The 21936-nt window shown below is 61.0% G+C and carries 19 protein-coding genes; 14 read left to right on the top strand and 5 right to left on the bottom strand.

What is annotated here, in order from left to right:
• Positions 1 to 43 precede the first annotated feature (43 nt).
• The 3 genes from PPGU16_RS17545 (at position 44) to PPGU16_RS17555 (ending at position 4870) form a co-directional block, all read left to right on the top strand.
• Positions 44 to 1198, top strand: coding sequence for an FAD-binding oxidoreductase (locus PPGU16_RS17545; RefSeq protein WP_180723893.1), 1155 nt, complete (start codon positions 44 to 46; stop codon positions 1196 to 1198).
• A 1004-nt stretch (positions 1199 to 2202) separates the two neighbouring features.
• The gene (locus PPGU16_RS17550) at positions 2203 to 3072 is read left to right on the top strand and encodes a glycine betaine ABC transporter substrate-binding protein (protein ID WP_180723894.1); all 870 of its coding nucleotides are present in this window, start codon (positions 2203 to 2205) and stop codon (positions 3070 to 3072) included.
• Between the two features lie 142 nt (positions 3073 to 3214).
• Positions 3215 to 4870, top strand: a complete 1656-nt coding sequence (locus tag PPGU16_RS17555; RefSeq protein WP_180723895.1) for a trimethylamine N-oxide permease — start codon at positions 3215 to 3217, stop codon at positions 4868 to 4870.
• 56 nt (positions 4871 to 4926) lie between these two features.
• Here PPGU16_RS17555 and purU read toward each other — a convergent pair whose 3' ends face one another.
• Together purU and PPGU16_RS17565 are read right to left on the bottom strand one after the other, a co-directional pair.
• On the bottom strand, positions 4927 to 5805 hold the full coding sequence (gene purU, locus PPGU16_RS17560) for a formyltetrahydrofolate deformylase (RefSeq protein ID WP_180723896.1): 879 nt from the start codon (positions 5803 to 5805) through the stop codon (positions 4927 to 4929).
• A gap of 150 nt (positions 5806 to 5955) precedes the next feature.
• Positions 5956 to 6882 (bottom strand): choline sulfate utilization transcriptional regulator, encoded by a 927-nt coding sequence (locus PPGU16_RS17565; protein ID WP_180723897.1) that lies wholly within the window; start codon positions 6880 to 6882, stop codon positions 5956 to 5958.
• Between the two features lie 141 nt (positions 6883 to 7023).
• Here PPGU16_RS17565 and betC point away from each other — a divergent pair, with 141 nt between their 5' ends.
• The 3 genes from betC to PPGU16_RS17580 all read left to right on the top strand — a co-directional run bounded on the left by betC (position 7024) and on the right by PPGU16_RS17580 (position 10957).
• Positions 7024 to 8568: a choline-sulfatase gene (betC, locus tag PPGU16_RS17570; RefSeq protein ID WP_180723898.1), complete on the top strand. Its 1545-nt coding sequence runs from the start codon at positions 7024 to 7026 to the stop codon at positions 8566 to 8568.
• Positions 8569 to 8648: 80 nt separating this feature from the next.
• Positions 8649 to 9572 (top strand): choline ABC transporter substrate-binding protein, encoded by a 924-nt coding sequence (locus PPGU16_RS17575; protein WP_405032853.1) that lies wholly within the window; start codon positions 8649 to 8651, stop codon positions 9570 to 9572.
• A gap of 242 nt (positions 9573 to 9814) precedes the next feature.
• The gene (locus tag PPGU16_RS17580) at positions 9815 to 10957 is read left to right on the top strand and encodes a porin (protein ID WP_180723900.1); all 1143 of its coding nucleotides are present in this window, start codon (positions 9815 to 9817) and stop codon (positions 10955 to 10957) included.
• A 65-nt stretch (positions 10958 to 11022) separates the two neighbouring features.
• Here the strand turns inward: PPGU16_RS17580 and PPGU16_RS17585 are convergent, their stop codons facing one another.
• Entirely contained in the window at positions 11023 to 12015 is a 993-nt protein-coding gene (locus PPGU16_RS17585; protein ID WP_180723901.1) for a GlxA family transcriptional regulator, read from the bottom strand.
• Positions 12016 to 12317: 302 nt separating this feature from the next.
• Between PPGU16_RS17585 and PPGU16_RS17590 the strand changes: the two genes are divergently transcribed.
• The 5 genes from PPGU16_RS17590 to PPGU16_RS17610 all read left to right on the top strand — a co-directional run bounded on the left by PPGU16_RS17590 (position 12318) and on the right by PPGU16_RS17610 (position 16836).
• Complete coding sequence (locus PPGU16_RS17590) at positions 12318 to 13268, top strand: choline ABC transporter substrate-binding protein (RefSeq protein WP_405032836.1); 951 nt, start codon at positions 12318 to 12320, stop codon at positions 13266 to 13268.
• Positions 13269 to 13343: 75 nt separating this feature from the next.
• Positions 13344 to 14273 (top strand): 3-dehydrocarnitine:acetyl-CoA trimethylamine transferase CdhC, encoded by a 930-nt coding sequence (gene cdhC, locus PPGU16_RS17595; RefSeq protein WP_180723902.1) that lies wholly within the window; start codon positions 13344 to 13346, stop codon positions 14271 to 14273.
• Positions 14274 to 14304: 31 nt separating this feature from the next.
• Entirely contained in the window at positions 14305 to 15270 is a 966-nt protein-coding gene (locus tag PPGU16_RS17600) for an L-carnitine dehydrogenase (RefSeq protein ID WP_180723903.1), read from the top strand.
• A gap of 87 nt (positions 15271 to 15357) precedes the next feature.
• Positions 15358 to 15849, top strand: coding sequence for a thioesterase family protein (locus tag PPGU16_RS17605; protein ID WP_180723904.1), 492 nt, complete (start codon positions 15358 to 15360; stop codon positions 15847 to 15849).
• Positions 15850 to 15900: 51 nt separating this feature from the next.
• On the top strand, positions 15901 to 16836 hold the full coding sequence (locus PPGU16_RS17610) for an alpha/beta hydrolase (protein ID WP_180723905.1): 936 nt from the start codon (positions 15901 to 15903) through the stop codon (positions 16834 to 16836).
• A gap of 41 nt (positions 16837 to 16877) precedes the next feature.
• Here the strand turns inward: PPGU16_RS17610 and PPGU16_RS17615 are convergent, their stop codons facing one another.
• Positions 16878 to 17165 (bottom strand): DUF3331 domain-containing protein, encoded by a 288-nt coding sequence (locus PPGU16_RS17615; RefSeq protein WP_180723906.1) that lies wholly within the window; start codon positions 17163 to 17165, stop codon positions 16878 to 16880.
• 379 nt (positions 17166 to 17544) lie between these two features.
• On the opposite strand from PPGU16_RS17615, the gene PPGU16_RS17620 reads away from it, so the two are divergent.
• Positions 17545 to 18630, top strand: coding sequence for an AI-2E family transporter (locus tag PPGU16_RS17620; protein WP_180723907.1), 1086 nt, complete (start codon positions 17545 to 17547; stop codon positions 18628 to 18630).
• A gap of 44 nt (positions 18631 to 18674) precedes the next feature.
• Here PPGU16_RS17620 and PPGU16_RS17625 read toward each other — a convergent pair whose 3' ends face one another.
• Positions 18675 to 19778 carry an OpgC domain-containing protein gene (locus PPGU16_RS17625; RefSeq protein ID WP_180723908.1) on the bottom strand — a complete coding sequence of 368 codons (1104 nt, stop codon included), beginning with the start codon at positions 19776 to 19778 and terminating at the stop codon, positions 18675 to 18677.
• A 572-nt stretch (positions 19779 to 20350) separates the two neighbouring features.
• On the opposite strand from PPGU16_RS17625, the gene PPGU16_RS17630 reads away from it, so the two are divergent.
• Together PPGU16_RS17630 and PPGU16_RS17635 are read left to right on the top strand one after the other, a co-directional pair.
• The gene (locus PPGU16_RS17630) at positions 20351 to 21493 is read left to right on the top strand and encodes a polysaccharide biosynthesis/export family protein (RefSeq protein WP_180723909.1); all 1143 of its coding nucleotides are present in this window, start codon (positions 20351 to 20353) and stop codon (positions 21491 to 21493) included.
• Positions 21490 to 21927: a low molecular weight protein-tyrosine-phosphatase gene (locus PPGU16_RS17635; protein WP_180723910.1), complete on the top strand. Its 438-nt coding sequence runs from the start codon at positions 21490 to 21492 to the stop codon at positions 21925 to 21927. Before PPGU16_RS17630 ends, PPGU16_RS17635 begins: the two co-directional genes overlap by 4 nt.
• Positions 21928 to 21936 lie beyond the last annotated feature (9 nt).

Consider the following 21936-nt stretch of genomic DNA (forward strand, 5'->3'; position numbering starts at 1 on the left):
CAGATAAAACCAACCGGATGCCTGGCGGCAAGTGGAGCAAGCAATGATGCGCGATGCAGCAACCTTCGGACCCGTCGAAAGCCGCGTGACGAAGCCCGAATTCTGGAGTGCGTTGCCGGCGCGCTGGACGAGCGATGTCGAGGAGACGCTGGTTTGCTGCCAGGTTCGTCAGGAAACGCACGACGTGAAGAGTTTTTTCTTCCGTTCGCCGGAAGGCCGTGCGTTCGTGTTCGAGCCGGGGCAGTTCATCACGCTGGAGCTGGAGATCGACGGCGAGACGATCAATCGCTGCTACACGATCTCGTCGTCGCCGACGCGGCCGCATACGATTTCGATCACGGTGAAGCGTGTGCCGGGCGGCAAGGTGTCGAACTGGCTGCACGACAACCTGCAGGCGGGTGCGCGCGTGCGCGTGCTGGGACCCGCGGGCGAGTTTACGTGTGCTCGCCATCCGGCGCGGAAGTATCTGTTTTTGTCGGCGGGATCTGGCATTACGCCGTTGATGTCGATGAGCCGCGCGCATCACGAGTTGAGCGAGGATCGCGATATCGTGTTTGTGCATAGCGCTCGCACGCCCGACGATATTATTTTCTCGCGGGAGCTTGATCTGATTGCTTCTAATCAGGTGAATTTCAGGACTTCGTTTGTTTGTGAGCGGGTTGGGAGTCGCACTAACTGGCCGGGTGTTACCGGGTTCTTGACGCTGCCGCTGCTGAAGCTGATTGCGCCGGATTTTATGGAGCGCGAGATCTTTACCTGCGGTCCGGCGCCTTATATGCAGGCTGTGCGGAATCTGCTTGATGAGGCTGGGTTTGATCGCAAGCAGTATCACGAAGAGAGTTTTTCGTTCGAGACGTTGATCGAGAATGAGCCTGCGGTTGCGGCGGAAGTGCTTGAGGCCGAAGAGAAGGCTAATGGTGCTGCAAATGGCGCGCAAATGTTCTCGGTGAGCTTTTCGCGCAGCAACCGGTCGATTGAATGCGGTTCCTCGCAGCATGTTCTGGATGCGGCCCGTCAGGCCGGAGTTCGTCTGGCTGCTTCATGTACACAAGGGATGTGCGGCACCTGCAAGGTGAAGCTTGTTTCCGGGCAGGTCGATATGAAGCATAACGGTGGAATTCGGCAGCGGGAGATCGATCAGGGGATGGTGTTGTTGTGCTGTAGTAAGCCTTTGAGTGATCTCGTGGTGGACAAGTGATTTTGGTTTTGTCTGTGACGTTGGGTGGTCCGCTTTGCTTTTCGCTGGCATCCGCGGATTGCTCTTTCACTGGCATCCGCGTGATGTTATTGGTTCGCTAGCGTTGCCCCTGTGCGGGGCGGCACCTACTTTTCTTTGCCGCCGCAAAGAAAAGTAGGCAAAAGAAAGCGGCTCACACCGCCAGTTCTAGTATTTGCCTGAGGGCCCCCACAGGTTCTTACGCTTCACGCGGCAATGCGCCGATTTGATATTAGCTGCCAACGCTCTAATGAACGCTTCACCCGCTTCGAATACCCGTACTTGAGCCAGCGGCAGCGAATGGTCTATGCCGCCCAGGTGGCAAACTGTGTGTAGGTTGTCGCGTCGTACACGTTAGCGCTCTTACAAGGTGGGACGCATGCGCTATTCGTCCGAAGTGGGGCGTGTGAAGCACTTGGGGCCTACACACAGTTTGCCACCTGGGCGGCGATGGATCATCTGGCACGGCATGCTGTAGTTTGGGTGTGCGGAGTGGGTGGGGCGCATTGCGAGAGCGTTGGCAACGAGCATGAATGACGTGATTACCGTGTGAAGTGTAAGACCCTGTGGGGGCCCTCAGGCGGGAAGAAATGTTGGCGGTGTTAGCCGCTTTCTTTTGCCTACTTTTCTTTGCGGCGGCAAAGAAAAGTAGGTGCCGCCCCGCACAGGGGCGACGCTTGAAGCACGAAGGCAAAACGCGAATGCCAGCGCAAAACGCGAATGCCAGCGCAAAACGCGGATGCCACCGCAACACGCGAATGCCAGCGCAAAGACAAAAGTACCGAACGGCGCTGCGTGAAACCAGATAACGAATCACGGATGCCAGAACAAAACCATAAAAACCACCCAGCGTCGCAGACAAAAACAAAAACCCAAAACCATGCGTCGCATACAGACAAGTAAACGTCGCAAACCCGACCACCTCATGCATTCTGGTTAGCGATTCTAAAGCCACACCGCGGCAAGCGGCCACAAGGAGATCGACCATGAAGCACCTTAAAAAACTGATGTTATGCGGGGCGCTGCTCGCCGCAATGAGCGCAGTCGGAACAGGCACCGCGGCAGCGGACACCAAACCGACGATCAAGATCGGCTACGTCGAAGGCTGGGACGACAGCGTCGCGACATCGAACGTTGCTGCACAGATCATCGAAAAACGCCTCGGCTACCCGGTGCAACTCGTGCCCGTCGCGGCAGGCATCATGTGGCAGGGCGTAGCGCGCGGCGACCTGGACGCGACGCTCTCGGCGTGGCTGCCCGTCACGCACGGCGCGTACTGGGATCAGTTCAAGGGCAAGGTGCAAGACCTGGGCGCCAACTTTAATGACGCAAAGATCGGCCTGATCGTCCCCGCCGACGTGCCGGAAAAGAGCATCGCCGACCTGCAGGCGCATAAGGCCGACTTCGGCGGACGCATCGTCGGTATCGACGCCGGCGCAGGCGTGATGAAGAAAACCTCGGATGCAATCAAGGCCTACAACCTCGACTATCAGCTGATGCCGAGTTCGGGCAGCGCAATGACCGCGGAACTCGCGCGCTCGATGAATGCCAATAAACCTGTGATCGTCACAGGCTGGATCCCGCACTGGATGTTTGCCAAGTGGAAGCTGAAGTTCCTCGAAGACCCGAAGAAGGTGTACGGCGAATCCGAGCACGTGGATAGCGTCATCAATCCGGGCCTCGATACCAAGGCACCGCAAGTAGTCGCGTTTCTGAAGAAATTTCAATGGAAGCCGGGCGAAATCGACAGCGTCATGCTGGCGACGGAGAACGGCGCCAAGCCTGCCGACGCAGCCGGATCGTGGATAGCCGCACACGGCGACCGCGTGAACAGCTGGGTAGGCGGAGCACAATGACCGTCCTTCTTAACGCGTTCTGACGAGCGTTTTGTGGTGATGCCGATGCGCTGCGCGCGTATCGGCATCGCCGATGTATGTTTCGGTTGTTCGTGTTCCAGCCAGCGCGCAGGCTCCTTCTTACTACAGATGGAGACTCTGGATGGATCAGGCAAGACTGCGTACCCGCAGTATCGAAGGCGCTACGGACGGCGCCACGCATGAAGGTCACTCGCTGCAACGCGGGCTGACCTGGAAAGACGCATTCTGGGTGACGAGCGGTGTACCCGGCGGCGTGCTGTTTACGATCGGCGGCGTGTCGGCGACGATCGGTCAACCCGCGTGGGCCATATGGGTCGCGGCGATCCTGATGGGCCTGATTCAAAGCGCGACCTACGCCGAAATTTCAGGGCTTTTCCCGCACAAGTCGGGCGGCGCGTCCGTGTACGGCGCGATGGCCTGGGTGCGCTACAGCAAGACGATCGCGCCTGTTTCCGTATGGTGCAACTGGCTCGCCTGGTCGCCGATGCTCGCATTGGGCACGGGTCTCGCCGCCAATTACGCGCTCTCCAGTCTCTATGCGCCCGATGCCGCGATCAACACCTGGCGCCTGACACTGGTCGATCTCAGCTTCATCAAGCAAGGGCTTTCGCTGCGCATCAACGCGACGTTCATCATCGCGGCGATCTTTTTGCTGATCACATTCAAGTTGCAGCATAGCGGCGCGTCGAAAGCCGCGAAGACGCAGCGCATTCTCGGCATAGCATCGCTTGCGCCGTTGCTGATCGTCGGTATCGTGCCGTTCGTGACGGGCGATGTGCCTGCGGCGCATCTATGGCCGCTGCTGCCGCTCGGACACGATGCGCAAGGCAACGTGACGGCATCGACGTTCGGCTCGTGGAATGGCGCGGGCATCACGATGGCGTTCGGCGCGATGTTCATGGCGGGCTGGGCCGCGTACGGCTTCGAGACGGCCGTCTGCTACACGCGCGAGTTCCGCGATCCACGCAGCGACACGGTGAAAGCCATCTTCTGGTCAGGCATGGCGTGTCTGGTCGTGATGACGCTGGTGCCGCTCGCGTTTCAGGGCGTATTGGGCACGAAGGGCATGCTCGATCCAAAGATCGCCGACGGCACGGGCGTGGCAGCCGCCATGGCGCATATGGTCGGCGGCGGCGCGCTCGTGTTCGACGTGGTCGTCGTCATGCTGATGCTGACCATTCTGCTGATCGTGATGACTTCGATGATGGGCTCGTCGCGCACGCTGTATCAGGCATCCGTCGACGGCTGGTTGCCGAAGTATCTGGCGCACGTCAACGAGCACGGCTCGCCGACGCGCGCGATGTGGACCGACCTCGGCTTCAATCTGATCCTGCTGCTGATGTCGGACTACATGACGGTGCTGTCGATTTCGAACGTCTGCTACATGATCTTCGTGTTCCTGAATCTGCAATCGGGCTGGATTCACCGGCTGGATCGCGCGGATGCGGACCGACCGTTCCGTTGCCCGGCATGGCTGCTGGCCGCGGGCGCGCTGTGCGGCTATCTGGATCTCGCGTTCATCGGCGCGGGCGCGGACATGCAGGGTGTGGGAACGATGCGCAATGGCCTGATCGCGATGCTGCTGATCGTGCCCGTGTTCATGTTCCGCCATTACGTGCAGGATCGAGGGCGTTTCCCGGCACGCATGCAACAGGATATGGAGTGGAAAGGCGGATTGCGGCCCGCTGGACTGCGTGGTTTGCTGCCGTATGGGGCGTTGCTGCTAGCCGTGTTCGTCGTATGGTTCTCGCACTATCTGGCGAAGCCGTTTCTTTGATGGCCGTTGACTGATGCCGCCGCCGCGTCTGCCATGCAGCGCGGCGGCTTTTGCTTTTAAAGCACGACGGTTCTGTCGCCATTGATGAACACTCGCCGTTCGACGAATGCCTTCACCGCGCGCGCCAGCGTGATGCATTCGACGTCGCGGCCCACGGCCAGCAGGCGCTCGGGTCCATACGAATGGTCGACGCGCTGCACTTCCTGCTCGATGATCGGGCCTTCGTCGAGATCGTCGGTGACGAAGTGCGCCGTCGCGCCGATCAGCTTGACGCCGCGTGCGTGCGCCTGATGATAAGGCCGCGCGCCCTTGAAGCCGGGCAGGAACGAGTGATGGATATTGATCGCGCGGCCTGCGAGCTTGCGGCTCGTTTCGTCGGACAGAATCTGCATGTAGCGCGCGAGAATCATCAGCTCCGCGCCGCTCGATTCGAACAGGTCGAGAATTTGCGCTTCCTGTTGATGCTTCGTTTCAGGCGTCACAGGCAGATGATGGAACGGCAAACCATGCTGCACGGCAAGCGGCTCGAAGTCGGGATGATTCGATGCAATCCCGGCGATTTCCACTTTCAGTTCGCCCATACGCCAGCGGAACAGCAGGTCGGCGAGGCAATGCTCGAGCTTCGACACCATGATCAGTACTTTGGGACGCGTATCGAGGTCGTGCATCGCCCACTGCATATCGAAGTCGGCGGCGATGGGGTGGAACTCGCGCCGCAACGTATCGATGTGCAGCGCTGCCTCGGGCGCGCTCGCCACGCCATGAAACACGCAGCGCACGAAAAAGCGCTCGCTGATGTCGTCGTCGAACACCGTGAGTTCGTCGATATAGCAGTGGTGCCGATCGAGAAAACCGACGACGGCAGCGACCTGGCCGGCGGCGCTCGGGCAGGAAAGGGTCAGCGCGAACTGATGCGGGCGATCGGTGGTGGGCATGCGGGTCCTCTTTGATTCGATATGGGATTCCCGCATGGCCGTGCCATTGAACCTGCGGCGCAGCGCGGCGCGGCAAGCGGGATGATCAAGTAAATCAGCCCAATTTGCGCGCGCATAGAACCGATGCGCCGTGCTCGTGGTATCGGAACGTCAGGCGTGCACGTGCTCGCCGATGTCGATCAGTTCGTTGAAGACCCAGCGCCGGAACAGCGGCACGGCGGCCGGCGCGGGGCGCGCGGGCGGGCAGACGAGGTAGTAGCCGCGCTCGGTGGTGACGGGTGTGTCGAGCAGGCGCACGAGCAGGCCGGATGCGATGAGTTCGTCCGTCAGTGGCGTCCAGCCGAGCGCGACGCCCTGGCCCATCAGCGCGGCCTGCACCACGAGCGAATAACTGTTGAACATCATTCCCTGGCTGTCTTCCGGCGCCTGCAGACCCTGCGCGGCGAACCATGTGTTCCAGGCGAGCCAGCGTTCGGGGTCGGTGGGCTGCACGTGCAGTAGCGGCAGTGCGGCGAGATCGGCGGCAACGCTCACGGATGCGTGAAGATCGCGGAACGCGGGCGAGCAGATGGGCGTCACGGCTTCGGCGAAAAGTCGCGTGGACGTGCAGGGCGGCCAATGGCCGTCGCCGAACGCGATAGCGATATCCGCATGATCGCGGTGCGGATCGTAGCCGAGTTGCGACGTGACGATCTTCACGTTGACGCCGGGCATCGACGCCTTGAGTCGTGCCAGGCGCGGCATCAGCCAATAAGTGGCGAAGCCGGCGTCGGTGAGGATCGTCAATGCGCCTGTGGCGCGTCGCGCGCGGATATCGGATGTTGCCTCGCGGATCGTGTCGAGGCCGCTGCGCACGGCTTCATAGAGCAACGCGCCTTCGGGCGTGAGCGTCACGCCGCGATGGCCGCGCTCGAACAGGGGCGCGCCGAGGTCTTCCTCGAGCTGTACGATGCGCTGGCTCACGGCGGGCTGCGTCGAGCCGAGCTCGCGCGCGGCGGCCGTGAAGCTCGCGAGGCGCGCGGCCGATTCGAAGGCCGACAAGGTCTGCATCGGCGGAAGACGGTCTGGTCCCGGCATAACATCCCCTTATGGGCCGATAAGCGCACGCCGCCTTCACAACGGTTTAATGAGCGGCAATAGTGACGTGCAGGTGGCGCTCGTTGCACTGCAAGCGCCGCACGTCGATGCGTAACCCTACGATTCTAATCCGCCCCGCCCATGAGCCTTAATACAAAGCAGAATATCGTTATCCTGATGGCGGACCAGATGACGCCGTTCGCGCTGCGCGCGTATGGCAATCAGATCTCGCTGACGCCGCGCATCGATGCGCTGGCGAAAGAAGGCGTCGTGTTCGACTCCGCGTACTGCGCGAGCCCGCTGTGCGCCCCGGCACGCTTTTCGATGATGGCGGGCAAATTGCCCGCCGCTATCGGTGCTTACGATAATGCCGCCGAATTGCCCGCGCAAACGCTGACGTTCGCGCACTATCTGCGCGCGGCGGGCTATCGGACGATACTCTCGGGCAAGATGCATTTCTGCGGTCCCGACCAGTTGCACGGCTTCGAAGAGCGCCTGACCACCGACATCTACCCGGCAGATTTCGGCTGGGTGCCGGATTGGGAACGTCCGGATGTGCGGCCTAGCTGGTACCACAACATGAGTTCCGTGCTCGACGCGGGCCCGTGTGTGCGCACCAACCAGCTCGATTTCGATGACGAAGTCACCTACACGACGCGGCAGAAGCTCTACGACATCGTGCGCGAGCGCGCGGCGGGCGCGGATGCGAGGCCGTTTTGCCTCGTCGCGTCGCTCACGCATCCGCATGATCCTTACGCGATTCCGCAGCAATACTGGGATCTGTACCGCGATGAGCAGATCGACATGCCGCGCGTGACATTGACGCGCGAAGGGAGCGATCCGCATTCGAAGCGTTTGCGCGATGTCTACGAAGCGGACCTCACGCCGCCGACCGAACAGCAGATCCGCGACGCGCGGCACGCCTACTACGGTGCACTCTCGTATGTCGATGCACAATTCGGCGCGATCCTCGACACGCTGAAGGCAACAGGCCTGGCCGACGACACCATCGTCATCGTCACGTCGGATCACGGCGAAATGCTCGGCGAACGCGGGCTCTGGTACAAGATGACGTGCTTTGAAGGCGGCGTGCGCGTGCCGCTGATCGTGCATGCGCCGAAGCACTATCGCGCGCATCGTGTGACTGCATCCGTCTCGCACGTCGACCTTCTGCCGACGCTCGTCGAAATGGCAACAGGCACCCGGCGCACGGAATGGCCCGACTCCGTGGATGGGCAGAGCCTCGTCCCGCATCTGCACGACGACGGCGGGCACGACGAAGCGATTGCCGAGTACTTTGCGGAGGGCGCGATTGCGCCGATGGTGATGATCCGGCGTGGCAAATACAAGTTCATCCATACGCCCGTCGATCCCGATCAGCTTTACGATCTTGCGGACGATCCACAGGAGCGCGTGAACCTCGCGCAAGATCCGAAGGCGGCTGCGCGCGTCGACACATTTCGCAAGGAGATCGCGCAGCGCTGGGACATTCCCGCATTGCATCAAGCGGTACTCGCGAGCCAGCGCCGCCGACGTTTTCACTTCGAAGCGACCACGCAAGGCACGATCCGCTCATGGGACTGGCAACCGTTCAACGATGCAAGCCAGCGCTATATGCGTAACCACATCGAACTCGATACGCTCGAAGCGATGGCGCGTTATCCGCGCGTCGGCAGCGACAAATGACAGGCAAGAGAGATAAAACTTCAAGACGGGAGTCCACGATGAACACACGCTGGAGAAGTTCGCTTGCAAAGGCCGCGTTGATGCTCGCTGCATGCGGCATCGCGTTGACGGGATCGTCGCATGCGGCAGAGCCGCAAAGCTGCACGCAGGTCCGCATGGCCGACCCCGGCTGGACGGATATCGACGCGACCAATGCAGTCACGGGCGTGCTGCTGAAGGCACTCGGTTATCAGCAAAACGTGTCGAATCTGTCGGTGCCGATCACGTATCAAGGTCTGAAAAAAGGGCAAATCGACGTGTTTCTCGGCAACTGGATGCCCGCGCAAGGTCCGCTAGTCAAACCGTTCGTCGATGAACGGTCGATCGACGTGTTGCATGCAAATCTGACCAATGCGAAGTTCACGCTTGCTGTTCCCGACTATGTCGCCGCTGCGGGCGTGCATTCATTCGCCGATCTCGTCAAGCATGCCGACCAGTTCAACGGAAAGATCTATGGCATCGAGCCGGGTGCGCCCGCCAATCAGAACATCAAGAAGATGATTTCCGACAAGGCATTCGGGCTCGGCGACTGGAAGATCGTCGAGTCGAGTGAAACGGGCATGCTGACGCAAGTCGAGCGTGCAGTGCGGGACAAGCAATGGATCGTGTTTCTCGCGTGGGAGCCGCATCTGATGAACACGAAATTCCATTTGACCTATCTGTCGGGCGGTGACGCGTATTTCGGCCCGAACTACGGCGGCGCGACGGTGAATACGGTGACGCGCGCGGGCTTTGCCGGGCAATGCACGAATCTCGCCAGGCTCTTTCAGCAATTGACATTCAATGTCGATCTGGAAAATCAGATCATCACGAATGTGCTGCAAAACAAGGTGGATATCAATACCGCGGCGTCGAATGCGCTGAAAGGTAATCCCGCTTTGTTAAATACATGGCTCAAAGGTGTGACGACCACGAATGGCAGCGATGGATTGCAGGCAGTGCAGGCGCAGCTCGGTATGCATTGAAGTGGCATTGTCGGTACTGTTGAATGGCGCGCGGTTCCGCAATGGATCGCGCGCTTTTCTTATGCGGCACGTGCGTTTCTTTTGTTGCGTGTGTCGCTAACAGACCAAAGTACGTCGTGTTTGGTCGAGTTGCCTGAAAAATGGATTTGTACTGTGCATTCATCGTCGTGCGAATTGCACAAGCCGCGAAGTCACCTTCGCATCCCTATCCCCCTCAAAGTCAGGCAAGAGAGAACGACACAATGAAAAAGCTGAATGCCGCAGCACTGACAGGCGTTGCGCTCGCGCTCGCTGGAATACCGAACGCGAGTCACGCGCAGAGCAGTGTCACGTTGTATGGGATCGTCGACGCGGGCATTACCTGGGTCAACAATACGGGCGGCTCGCACGTCGTGAAGTTCGACGACGGCATCTCATACGGCAACCGCTTCGGCGTCAAAGGCACGGAAGACCTTGGCGGTGGCTTGCAGGCGGTGTTCGTGCTCGAAAGCGGCTTTCACCTCGGCAATGGACAACTCGGCTTCGGCAGCGCGTTGTTCGGACGCCAGGCTTATGTGGGGCTGAAGAACCAGTGGGGCACGCTGTCGTTCGGCAATCAGCTAGATATGACGGAAGAGATGGTGTACCTGTACAACGTTTCGGCGTGGGGCAGCGGCTACGCGATTCACCAGGGTGACTTCGACCGCTTCAATGGCGACCGCCTGCCCAACTCGGTGAAGTTCCTGTCGAATGAATTCGCCGGCTTCATGTTCGGCGGCATGTACTCGTTCGGCAACGTTGCGGGTGATTTCCACCAGGACAGCGCATGGAGCGTCGGCGCGCACTATGCGAATGGACCGTTCACAGTCGGCACGGCCTATACCCAGCTTAACAATCCGCACGGCATTTACGCCTTCGATCCGTACGCGATGATCGGCGTGCACACGTTCCTTGGCCAGCAAACCGTGACCGTCGATCCGGCGACCGGCGCGAGAACAGATTTGTTTTCGAGCAACCCGTTTCCTGTCGACAAGCAGGGCACCTTCGGCATCGGCTCGAGCTATGCGATCGGCAACGTGACGCTGATGGGCAACTTCAGCTACACGACGATCAAAGGTCTGGGCGTCACGTCGCACATGAAGGTGGGGGAAGGCGGCGCGAGCTGGCAGGTGACGCCGGCGTTCAGCGTGATCGGCGGCTATCAGTACACGAACTTCGAAGGGCATCACTGGAATCAGGGCTCGCTCGGCGCGCATTATCTGCTGTCCAAGCGCACGGACGTCTATATTTCAGGGGATTATCTGAAGGCGTCGAGCGGCGTGGATGCGGTGATCGGCTACAGCTTTACGCCGTCCACCACGACGACACAGGCCGATGTGCGTATCGGCATGCGGCATTCGTTCTGATGCGTGTTTGATTTGATGTGCCTTGTTCGCAACGGGCGAGGCACGTCAATCGCATGACACTGCATTCAAGGCACAGCGGTCTCGAGTGTCGTATTGGTATTGCCACCAGCAGTATGGCGCAGTGGACTCCGGTCGCTGCGCGGACTCGTGCCGAAGCGTGCGCGATAGGTCCGCGAGAAGTGCGACGGCGACTCGAATCCGCACGCAACGCAGATTGCCGTAATCGACATGTCGGTCTGCCTCAACAACTCACGCGCGCGATCCAGCCTCAATTGCAGATAGAAATGCGTTGGCGTGTCCTTTAACGATGAACAGAAAAGCCGCTCCAGTTGTCTGCGCGTGACGCCGATTTCCTGTGCGAGATCGGCGGGCGCGAGCGGTTCCTCCATGTTCTGTTCCATCACGCCGATCACCTGAATCAGCTTGCGGTTATGCACGCCGTAACGCGCGGCGATTTCCATGCGCTGATGATCGGAGCGCTGGCGAATGCGGCTCACGACGAATTGTTCGGAGATCGACGAGGCGAGCGCCGCGCCGTGGCTGCGCGAGATCAGGTCGAGCATCATGTCGATGGATGCGGTGCCGCCCGCGCACGTGATGCGCCGCGCACCGATCTCGAATAGCTCTTCGCTCGCATTTACCGACGGGTAGCGCTCGCGGAACGCGGAGAGCGCTTCCCAATGCAAGGTCACGCTGTCGGTCGTGCGCAGCAGTCCCGCTTCGGCCAGAATGAATGCGCCCGTATCGATGCCGCCGAGCGTCGCATGCGCGTGGTCGAGGCGCCGGAGCCAGTCGCCGAGCGTGCGGCTGTAGCACGCGAGCGGATCGAAACCCGCGACGATAAAGACCGTTCTGGCGTGATCGACGTCGCCGAATGCGGCTTCGGCATTCATCGAAATGCCATTGCTCGCGGCGACGGGCGCGCCGTCCACGCTGAGGATATGCCAGCGGTACAGGTTCTCGCGAAAGCGGTTCGCGACGCGCAAAGGCTCGATAGCCGACATGAAACCGATCGCCGAAAAGCCCGGCAGCAGCAGGAACGAAATGTCTTCGGGCATCGCTCGATGTTCTGGATGTCAGGTTGGCCGGATTCGTCGAATCCGGCGAGCGTAGCAAGCAGCATGCAATGCGGCAAGCCGACAAAAATCCATGCTCGTATGGCGCGGTGCACCAATCGCGACCACGCATGCTGGTTTTCCCTCATGGTCGCGCGCAAGCAAGAACGGGTCGCTGATAGTCGATTTTGCCGGAATATGGATTTGTACCTTTAATGCACGTCGCGTCTTTCCAGGGTCGTCTTACTCGCCGCCCGCCATGCGGGCGTTCCAGAACATTACGAGCTGTGTCGAAGGGGATCGTCATGAAGTTGATCATCAAAGCCGTTTCCGCATGTCTTGCCGGCCTTCTGGCGGCAGTGTCGCTGCCCGCGCTCGCGCAGGACCCGCCGAGCTGCCGCGCCGTTCATTTCGCGGATATCGGCTGGACCGACATCACGTCGACAACGGCGCTTGCGTCGACTGTATTCGAAGGGCTGGGTTATCAACCGGTGACCACGGTGGCCTCCGTGCCGATCTCGTTTGCGGGATTGAAGAGCAAGCAGCTCGACGTGTCGCTCGGCTACTGGTGGCCCGTGCAGGAAAAAGCGATTGCGCCGTTCGTCGACGCGAAGTCGATCAACGTGTTGCAGCCGCCCAATCTGACGGGCGCGAAGGCAACATTCGCCGTGCCCACTTACGAATACGACGCGGGACTGAAGACGTTTGCCGATATCGCGAAGCATCGCGCGGAACTCGACGGAAAGATCTATGGCATCGAGCCGGGCAGCAGCGCGAATGCCGCCATCCAGAAGATGATCGCGACCAATCAGTTCGGTCTGGGCGGATTCAAGCTGATCGAATCGAGCGAGGCGGGCATGCTCGTGACAGTCGACCGCGCGGTGCGCGAGAAGAAATGGGTGGTCTTCCTCGGCTGGCAGCCGCATCCGATGAACATTCAGATCGATATGAAGTACTTGAGTGGAAGCGAAGGCGTATTCGGTCCGAACGATGGCGAAGCGCGCGTCTATACGCTGACCTCACCGGACTTTTTGACGCGCTGTCCGAATGCGGGAAAGCTCGTGAGCAATCTGCGCTTTACCACGCAACTCGAGAACGTCGTGATGCAGTCGGTCATGAACAAAGAGAAGCCTGCTGAAGCCGCCAAAGCGTATTTGAAAAAGAATCCGCAAGTACTCGACGAATGGCTTGCAGGCGTCAAGACGTATGACGGCAAGGACGGCTTGCCGGCCGTGAAATCTTATCTCGGTCTTTGAGCTTCGATATTCGAATACGGGAAGTACTTTTCCATTAAGGCCATTCAGGTCCCACAGTCAACAGGAATTGCACGTATGAACCATGAAGTGATCGTGACCTGCGCTGTCACGGGTGCAGGCGATACCGTCGGCAGGCATCCCGCTATTCCCATCACGCCCAAACAGATCGCCGATGCCGCGATCGAAGCCGCAAAAGCAGGCGCAACCGTCGCGCATTGCCATGTACGCGATCCGAAAACAGGACGAGGCAGCCGCGATCCGAATCTGTATCGCGAGGTCGTCGACCGCATTCGTTCTGCGGATACGGACGTCATCATCAATCTGACGGCGGGCATGGGCGGCGACCTGGAAATCGGTGCCGGCGAAGATCCGATGCGCTTCGGCGCGGGCACGGATCTCGTTGGCGGGTTGACGCGGCTTGCGCATGTCGAAGAACTGTTGCCGGAGATCTGCACGCTCGATTGCGGCACGCTCAATTTCGGCGACGGCGACTATATCTATGTCTCGACGCCGGCTCAATTGCGGGCGGGCGCAAAGCGCATTCAGGAACTCGGCGTCAAGCCGGAACTGGAGATCTTCGATACGGGCCATCTTTGGTTCGCCAATCAGTTGCTGAAAGAAGGGCTGCTCGATGCGCCGCCGCTGTTTCAGTTGTGCCTCGGCATTCCCTGGGGCGCGCCCGCCGATACGACGACGATGAAGGCCATGGTCGACAACCTGCCGACTGGCGCGCAATGGGCGGGCTTCGGTATCGGACGGATGCAGATGCCGATGGTCGCGCAGGCGATGTTGCTCGGCGGTCACGTGCGTGTGGGTCTCGAAGACAACATCTGGCTCGACAAGGGCGTGCCTGCGAGCAATGGCTCGCTGGTCACGCGCGCCGTTGAAATCATCGAAAGGCTTGGCGGCCGCGCGCTGACACCGGCGGAAGGCCGCAAGAAACTCGGTTTGCCCGCACGCGGCGAACGGTTGCTCGAAAAGCGCGCCGCGGAACAGTTTGCATAACGCTTTGAATCATTCCAGAGGATCATCGGCAATGGCAGTGATTACGGACATCAAGACTTTTGCAGCAATCGGCGCAGGCGTGATCGGCAGCGGCTGGGTGGCGCGCGCGCTCGCGCATGGGCTCGACGTCATCGCGTGGGACCCGGCGCCGGGCGCCGAGAAGCAGTTGCGCGACAACGTCGCGAATGCCTGGCCCGCGCTCGAACGCGTCGGACTCGCGGCGGGTGCTTCACAGGAGCGTCTGCGATTCGTGAAGACGATCGAAGCGTGCGTCGCGGACGCCGACTTCATTCAGGAAAGCGCGCCCGAGCGCGAGGAATTAAAGCTTGCGTTGCACGAACAGATCAGTCGCGCGGCGAAGCCCGATGCGATCATCGCGTCGTCGACCTCGGGCCTGCTGCCGACTGATTTCTATGCACGCGCGTTGCATCCCGGGCGCTGCATTGTCGGGCATCCGTTCAACCCTGTGTATCTGTTGCCGCTTGTCGAAGTACTGGGAGGCGAGCAGACCGCGCCTTCGACTATCGACGCCGCCATGAGCATCTATCGCGCGCTCGGCATGCGGCCGCTGCATGTGCGCAAGGAAGTGCCCGGCTTTATCGCCGACCGTCTGCTCGAAGCGCTGTGGCGCGAGGCACTGCATCTCGTCGACGAAGGCGTCGCGACGACGGGCGAAATCGACGATGCCATCCGCTTCGGCGCAGGCATCCGCTGGTCGTTCATGGGAACGTTCCTCACCTATACGCTCGCGGGCGGCGACGCAGGCATGCGGCATTTCATGCAGCAATTCGGGCCTGCGCTGGAATTGCCGTGGACGAAACTCGTCGCGCCGAAGCTGACGGATCAGTTGATCGATCGCGTGGTCCACGGGACGGCGGAGCAGGTGGGTCCACGTTCGATCAAGCAACTCGAACGCTACCGCGACGAATGCATCACCAACGTGCTGACCGCGATTGCGGAAACCAAAGCGCGCCATGGCTTGCGTGCCGACGAATAAGGTCGAGTAATATCTGTGCGTTTGCGGGCATCGAAACAGATGTCCCGCGCGTGCAGTACCTCATTCAAAGCGATGGAGACATTCGCCATGCCGCGACACGCGGAATTGCCTGTGTATCACGATGTCGTGCGCGCCGAGTGGGTCGACTACAACGGCCATCTGCGCGACGCGTTCTATATGCTGATTTTCAGTTTCGCCACCGATGCGCTGATCGACCAGATCGGCCTCGACGACACGGCGCGCAAGGCGCGGGGCCGCTCGATCTATACGCTCGAAGCGCACATCCACTATCTGCACGAGATCAAGGAAGGCGTCCGGGTACGCGTCGAGATGCGGGTGCTCGCGCACGACGCCAAGCGCATGCACCTGTACCTCGAAATGTTCGCGGAGGATGGCGCTGAAGCCGTCGCGGCGGGCGAGCAGATGCTGCTGCATGTCGATACCAGCGGGCCGCGTTCCGCCGTGTTCGACAGCGATGTCGAAGCGCGTGTGCGCGCGCTCGTCGATGCGCAAGCGGCGCTGCCCGCGCCGCGATACGCGGGGCGCGTGATCGGCTTGCCGGGGCAAACGCGCAAATAGCGCCGTGCGCATTCGCGTGCATGATCAGAAAACATAAGCGGAGCACGCGAGATGCTCGAACCTGAGATGGTTGCATTCGTCGAACGCACGAAGGGTCTGTATTCGCGCGATCGATCCGCATCGACGTTTGCCGAACAGCGAGCGGTGTACGAACGGTACGCCGCCGCGTTCACCCCGCCATTGCCCGACGGCGTGACGGCACACGACGCGCCCTTCACATCGCCCGATGGACACACGTTCAACGTGCGCCTCTACGCGCCCGCCGGGCGCGCTCGGTCGATGGGCACGGTGCTGTACTTTCATGGCGGCGGGTTTGTCTTAGGCTCGCTAGACAGTCACGGGTTTATCACGGCTCGCCTCGCGGCGGATACAGGCTTGTGCGTGGTGGCCGTCGATTACCGGCTTGCACCCGAGCATCCCGCGCCGGCCGCGCACGACGATTGCCTCGCCGTCACGCGCGCCGCGCTCGACGGTCGCCTGCCGTTCGGTCCATTGCCGCGTTCGCTGCAACTCGCAGGCGATAGCGCGGGCGGTACGCTCGCGGCGAGTGTCGCGATGCGTCTGCGTGACGAGGGCGAAACCAGAGTGCGCGGAATCGCGCTGGTTTATCCGATGCTGGGGATCGAGCCGCAACGGCCCGCGCGCGACTCGGAAGCCGATGCGCCGATGCTCACGCTTGCCGATGTACAACGCTGCAGCGCGCTGTATTGGGGCGGGCGGGCACGCGACAACGCGTGGACCGTTCCGCTCGAAGCATCACGCTATGATGGATTGCCGCCGACGCTCGCGATCGGCGTCGAGCACGATCCATTGCGCGATGACGCTCGCGTTTTCGCCGAGCGCATCCGCGCTGCGGGAGGGCAGGCGAGTGCGCCAGTCGGCATCGGCCTCGTGCACGGATCGTGGCGTGCGCTGGCGACCAGTCCCGGCGTGCAATGGATGCATCGCAAGGTGTGCCGCTTCCTCGTCGAACACGCGGCCGGTTGACGGAAGGCGCGCTGGGCGCCGATTGTTGCCAGAAACGTCCGTTATGCGGCGAATGCGTGCTCGAGCACTTCGGCCGCGATCATCGCGGAGGCGTTCGCGGGAGCAGGGCGTTCGGCCGGCTTGAAGACGGCGTCACCGCGCCGGATCTTGCGGCGCGAAACGGCGCAGGTGCCCGACGTATGCGCCGAGCGACGGCGCCAGCGCTGCTCGCCATAATGGCAGCGGCCGGGTTCGACCCAGCGGATCACCAGCGTCGTATCAGAGTGCTCGAGTATTTCGATACGCAACCCGTTAGCGCCCATCAACGGTAAACACTCCAAGGTCGTCATGGTCGGCTCTGTAGTTGTGGTGTGCCGAATTTAGTCCCGCGCGCGCGTGAGAGCCATTGTGCCCGCGTAGAAACACTGTTCCCGATTCCGCAATAATGAGATAGCGGGCGTGTACTCGGACGGTATAAAGCGGCTTTGCGGCCTGTCATATCGATTACATACAAATATGCAACGAACTGTTGTATGAAAGGCAGAAAAGGGCCGGAGCGTTTCCCGGTCTGCTCGCAACCGTTGCATCCTTTAAGATAAACGGCTTGGCAACCCCGTGGCGAGCACGCGCAGGCATCGCGCATGCGTGTATTTGCCGACGATGTCTGCCCGCCCCAATCATTGCGATGCCCAATTGTTAAACGCGCATCGCGGTCCATTACGAGGTCACATGAACCAGCGCCCGCCCGACGTTCCATCCGAAACCGAGGTGCCGAACCGCCGCAAGGTGCAGCGGATTGCTTCGGCGGCGTTGTATGCCGTGATGGTGGCGCTGGCGATCTGGGTGATCCGCGATTTCGTGCCGGCCATTGCGTGGGCATGCGTGATCGCAATTGCGCTGTGGCCGGCGTTTCACCGGATCGAAGAACACAGGCTGTTCAAGGGGCGTTCGACGCTGATCGCGACCGTTCTGACCATCGCCATCGGCTTGCTGTTTCTGCTGCCTGTCGGGATCGGGATTGCGCAGGCGGCGGCTGAGGCGCACGACGTGATCGAATGGGCGCGCGACGTCCAGGAGAACGGCATTCCGCTGCCGGACTTCGTTCAGCATCTGCCGTTTGGCGCGGCACAGATCGGTGCCTGGTGGCAGGACAACCTGACTCAGCCGCTGCGTGATTCGCCCGCGATGAAGGGCTTGCACGGCGGGGCTGTCGTCACCTTCGGCAGGCATTTCGGCGCACGGGCCGCGCATGCGCTGATGCTGTTCGGCTTCATGCTCGTCACGCTGTTCGTGATCTTCCAGGCGGGGCCGAAGCTGTCGGGCGAACTGATGAAGGGCATGCGGCGCGCGTTCGGCTACGACGGCATGCATCTCGCCGAACGGATGGCGGCGGCTGTGCGCGGGACGGTGTCGGGGCTGGTGGTCGTCGGGATTGGCGAGGGTGCGCTGTTGCTGCTCGCCTATATGCTGACGGGCGTCCCGCACGCGGCGTTGCTCGGCTTCGTCACGGCGATCGCGGCGATGCTGCCGTTTTGCGCGCCGATCGTATTCTGCGGCGCGGCGCTGTGGCTCTTCGTCGAGCAAGGCGCGCTCGTTCCTGCGATTGGCCTGGCCGTGTTCGGCTTCGTCGTCGCGTTCGTCGCGGAGCACTTCGTGCGGCCCGTGCTGATCGGCAATTCTGCGCGGCTGCCGTTTTTGCTCGTGCTGTTCGGGATTCTCGGCGGCGCGGAGACGTTCGGGCTGCTCGGACTATTCGTCGGTCCGGCGTTGATGACGGTGCTGATGGTGCTGTGGACGGAGTGGGTCGAGCGCTGATGCGGCGTTGAACGGGGCCCGTGCCGTCGCCGTTATCGCGCCGTTCAGGCGGGCCCCGAACCCCGCAGGCGCAGCGTCAGCGCGCGCGAGATCGGTACCGATACCTTGGCGACTGCGAACAGCGAGCCGATCGCGACGGCGTCGGCGATGAGACCGAGCGGCACGTTCAGATAACCGTCGGTGGCCGTGTAGAGCAGCGAGTCGACGACCAGCGAGATCACCGTTCCCGCGACGAAGCACACGAGTCCTTTGCGGCCCACCAGTCCGACCCACGGCAGACGCTGCGCGAGCGCTCTCGCCCAGCCGATGCGCACCATGTTCGCGACGAGCCACGCGATTGCCAGGAAATTCACCGCGCGCAGCCATGACAGATTCTGCTTCAGGCTGCTGTCCAGCGGCCCCACTTCCACGACCAGCTTGAACCAGGCGGCAGCTGCAACGATGCCGCAGGCGAGCACTGTCACCAGCCACCCGTGGCGGTGCGCACTCGCGCGCTGATAGACGGGCTGCGTCTGCGCGATCACGCCGAGCACGAACATCAACTGCCAAGCGAACGGGTTGAAGTCCCATTGCGCATCTTCCGCGACGGGCAGATGCGGCAGCAGCGACGGCGCAATCGACCACACGGCGAGGCTGCCCGCCAGCAGCAGCCACGGCTTGCTGCGCGCGAGCGGCAGGATGGCGGGTACCGCGAACGCGAAGAAGGCATACATCGGCAGCACCGAGGCCAGGTACGGCTGACGACGGAACAGCAGGATGTCGCGCACGACGGCCGTGGGCGTGTCCATCATGTCGTCGAGATCGGTCGTGGCCATGTTGGGCGCGTCGATGCTGAACGCACTCATCACGGCGCTCACCAGCAGCATCAGGACGGCCGTAATCAGGAACGCCCTATACAACTCCAGCGAACGTTTGAAGAAGCGGTTGCGCGCGTCGGCTTCCGTGTGGCGCTTTGCGAGCGACGCATAGGCCGTGGCCGTCGCGAATCCGCCGAGGAAGACGAAGACTTCGGCCGCGTCGCACAGCGCGTACGCGTGCAGCGTCGCGCGCGACAGGATGCTGCCGCCGATGTGGTCGACGACGATAAAGAGAAGAACTAGCCCTCGGAAGAAATCCAGTTCGATCAGACGGTTTTTCGATGCCTGCATGCGCTTTTTTCGGCGAAAAGGCCTCCGCGAGACGGTGCGCGAGTGACGCGCAGCGCGGGCTCGGTGAGGCTGGATTTTGGGGTGTTGCTTTGCGGCTGTTGCGCGGGTCGCGGTCCCTGCGGTGGGCGTGGCAGGGCTTTGGCGCGGTAGCGCGGCGTGGGTTCGTGACGGTTTCTATGGGTTTTTGGCGCATAGGGACCGGACGTGGAATCGCCGCACGACCCCATCTAGACCGACATTATCTCTCAGAGTTCCTCCTGGTTGTTTTTTTGGGGGGAACGTGGTTGGTCCTGATTTTGATCGCGTCCATGCTCAATCCGAAATACGAGATGGGGGTTGGCGAAAACGGTTCGAGTATTGGCGGGAACGATGGTTGGAGGATTCGTATGCTGCGGGTCGCTGAAATGCAGCAAAACGCGGCGCCCCGACTGCGCATGCCAAATACTCAGATGATCGGGAAGCTTCAAGTTCGAGTAGCGCATCGGTGTGCATCGATGCGTTTGGCGAGGCGCGGCAAAACCGCGAGGCGGTCGCCCGAAGGCGAGTGCGAGTGCAGAGAAAAGGATAGGTAGATGGAAGCGGTTTCGAATGTACTGGCGAAACGCTCGGGGATGAACCGCTTGCTTGCGGTAATGCTCGCGGCGTGCGCTGGACTGTCGGGCTGTGCAGTGGCACCTGGTATGAAGATGAGTACACCAACTGCGATGTCGACAAGCGAGACGGGTACCCCGCTTGTGCCGATCGCCACCATCGACGCCGCGCTGATCGCGAGGATGAAAGATGACCTGTCCCGTACCAGTTCAAATCAGATTCAAAGCCTGTTGACCAGTCCCGAACCCTATGTGCTTGGCAAGGGCGATGTCCTTCAGATCACGGTTTGGGATCACCCTGAATTAGGGCTGGCGCAAGGTCCTGTCGGCCAGGCCGCTACTCGACCCTTCGATCCAGTGCCAGGATTCGTCATTGATCAGGATGGAAACCTGGATTTTCCGTATGTCGGGTTGATTCACGTCGAAGGTCTGAAGCCTGAGCAGGTTCAGCGGTCCCTGGCCGTTGCACTAACCCGGGTTTTCATCAAGCCACAAGTTACGGTACGCATTGCTTCGTTTCGCGCCAAGCAAGTCTACGTCGATGGTGAGGTTCACGTGCCGGGTGCGCTGCCACTCAACGACATTCCGATGACTCTCTACGACGCGATCAACAGGGCGGGCGGATTCGCGTCCACCGCGGATCAGAGCAGGATGGTCCTGGTCCGCGACGGGCGGGCGTATCCGTTGGACCTGACGGGGATGCTGGAGAAAGGTCTTAACCCGGCGAAGATTCTCCTGAGGAACGGCGATTTTCTTCGTGTGAACGCGCGTGATGAAAACGGCGTATTTGTGATGGGCGAGGTGAATAAACCCGTTACGGCATTACCGATGAAAAATGGACGGTTAACCTTGAGCGAAGCCATCTCGCAAGCCGGGAGCTTGAATAACGCGACCGCCGACGCATCGGAAGTGTATGTTATTCGCGACTCCATGAGCCCAGCTCCACAGGTCTTTCATCTCGAAGCGAGATCCCCTGTTTCGATGATCCTGGCGAATCAGTTCGAGCTTAATCCACGCGATATTGTGTATGTCGACGGCAACGGTCTTGTACGCTTTTCTCGCGTGCTGAGCTTGCTGTTGCCCGCCGTCAATGCGGCGCTAACCGGTGCGATCGTCACGAAATGATTCAGACGATCCTGGTCGTATGTGTCGGTAACGTCTGCCGCAGCCCGATGGCGCAATACCTTTTCAGTCGTGAGGTCAACGGTGTCACCGTACTGTCCGCAGGGCTCAGCGCGGTCGTCGGTTCGACACCGGATCCACTGGCGATACGCGTCGCTGCCGAAGCGGGACTCGACATCACTGCGCATCGCGCGCAGCAGTTGAATGTGCGCCTTGTCCGCGGAGCCGATCTGATTCTAACGATGGAAGCTGTGCACAGGCACGAGATCATGCGCCAGTACCCGGGCGCATCCGGCAAGGTGTTCCGTATCGGCGAGATCGGGCATTTCGATGTGCCCGATCCGTACAGAAAACCAGTCGAACAATTCTATAGTTCGCTCGAATTGATCCGGAAAGGTGTCGACGCATGGGCGCCACGCATACGAGCAATGGCATAACGAGAAAAC

It is taken from the genome of Paraburkholderia largidicola (assembly GCF_013426895.1).
In the GTDB taxonomy this organism is placed as follows: domain Bacteria; phylum Pseudomonadota; class Gammaproteobacteria; order Burkholderiales; family Burkholderiaceae; genus Paraburkholderia; species Paraburkholderia largidicola.

What these genes read in the sequence shown, in the direction of transcription:
- PPGU16_RS17600 (WP_180723903.1), top strand. Translation starts at nt 14,305, where the DNA reads ATGGCAGTGATTACGGACATCAAGACTTTTGCAGCAATCGGCGCAGGC.
- betC (WP_180723898.1), top strand. Translation starts at nt 7,024, where the DNA reads ATGAGCCTTAATACAAAGCAGAATATCGTTATCCTGATGGCGGACCAG.
- PPGU16_RS17565 (WP_180723897.1), bottom strand. Translation starts at nt 6,882, where the DNA reads ATGCCGGGACCAGACCGTCTTCCGCCGATGCAGACCTTGTCGGCCTTC.
- PPGU16_RS17610 (WP_180723905.1), top strand. Translation starts at nt 15,901, where the DNA reads ATGCTCGAACCTGAGATGGTTGCATTCGTCGAACGCACGAAGGGTCTG.
- PPGU16_RS17590 (WP_405032836.1), top strand. Translation starts at nt 12,318, where the DNA reads ATGAAGTTGATCATCAAAGCCGTTTCCGCATGTCTTGCCGGCCTTCTG.
- PPGU16_RS17605 (WP_180723904.1), top strand. Translation starts at nt 15,358, where the DNA reads ATGCCGCGACACGCGGAATTGCCTGTGTATCACGATGTCGTGCGCGCC.
- PPGU16_RS17555 (WP_180723895.1), top strand. Translation starts at nt 3,215, where the DNA reads ATGGATCAGGCAAGACTGCGTACCCGCAGTATCGAAGGCGCTACGGAC.
- PPGU16_RS17630 (WP_180723909.1), top strand. Translation starts at nt 20,351, where the DNA reads ATGGAAGCGGTTTCGAATGTACTGGCGAAACGCTCGGGGATGAACCGC.
- PPGU16_RS17625 (WP_180723908.1), bottom strand. Translation starts at nt 19,778, where the DNA reads ATGCAGGCATCGAAAAACCGTCTGATCGAACTGGATTTCTTCCGAGGG.
- PPGU16_RS17575 (WP_405032853.1), top strand. Translation starts at nt 8,649, where the DNA reads ATGCTCGCTGCATGCGGCATCGCGTTGACGGGATCGTCGCATGCGGCA.
- purU (WP_180723896.1), bottom strand. Translation starts at nt 5,805, where the DNA reads ATGCCCACCACCGATCGCCCGCATCAGTTCGCGCTGACCCTTTCCTGC.
- PPGU16_RS17635 (WP_180723910.1), top strand. Translation starts at nt 21,490, where the DNA reads ATGATTCAGACGATCCTGGTCGTATGTGTCGGTAACGTCTGCCGCAGC.
- PPGU16_RS17545 (WP_180723893.1), top strand. Translation starts at nt 44, where the DNA reads ATGATGCGCGATGCAGCAACCTTCGGACCCGTCGAAAGCCGCGTGACG.
- PPGU16_RS17580 (WP_180723900.1), top strand. Translation starts at nt 9,815, where the DNA reads ATGAAAAAGCTGAATGCCGCAGCACTGACAGGCGTTGCGCTCGCGCTC.
- PPGU16_RS17620 (WP_180723907.1), top strand. Translation starts at nt 17,545, where the DNA reads ATGAACCAGCGCCCGCCCGACGTTCCATCCGAAACCGAGGTGCCGAAC.
- PPGU16_RS17615 (WP_180723906.1), bottom strand. Translation starts at nt 17,165, where the DNA reads ATGACGACCTTGGAGTGTTTACCGTTGATGGGCGCTAACGGGTTGCGT.
- PPGU16_RS17550 (WP_180723894.1), top strand. Translation starts at nt 2,203, where the DNA reads ATGAAGCACCTTAAAAAACTGATGTTATGCGGGGCGCTGCTCGCCGCA.
- cdhC (WP_180723902.1), top strand. Translation starts at nt 13,344, where the DNA reads ATGAACCATGAAGTGATCGTGACCTGCGCTGTCACGGGTGCAGGCGAT.
- PPGU16_RS17585 (WP_180723901.1), bottom strand. Translation starts at nt 12,015, where the DNA reads ATGCCCGAAGACATTTCGTTCCTGCTGCTGCCGGGCTTTTCGGCGATC.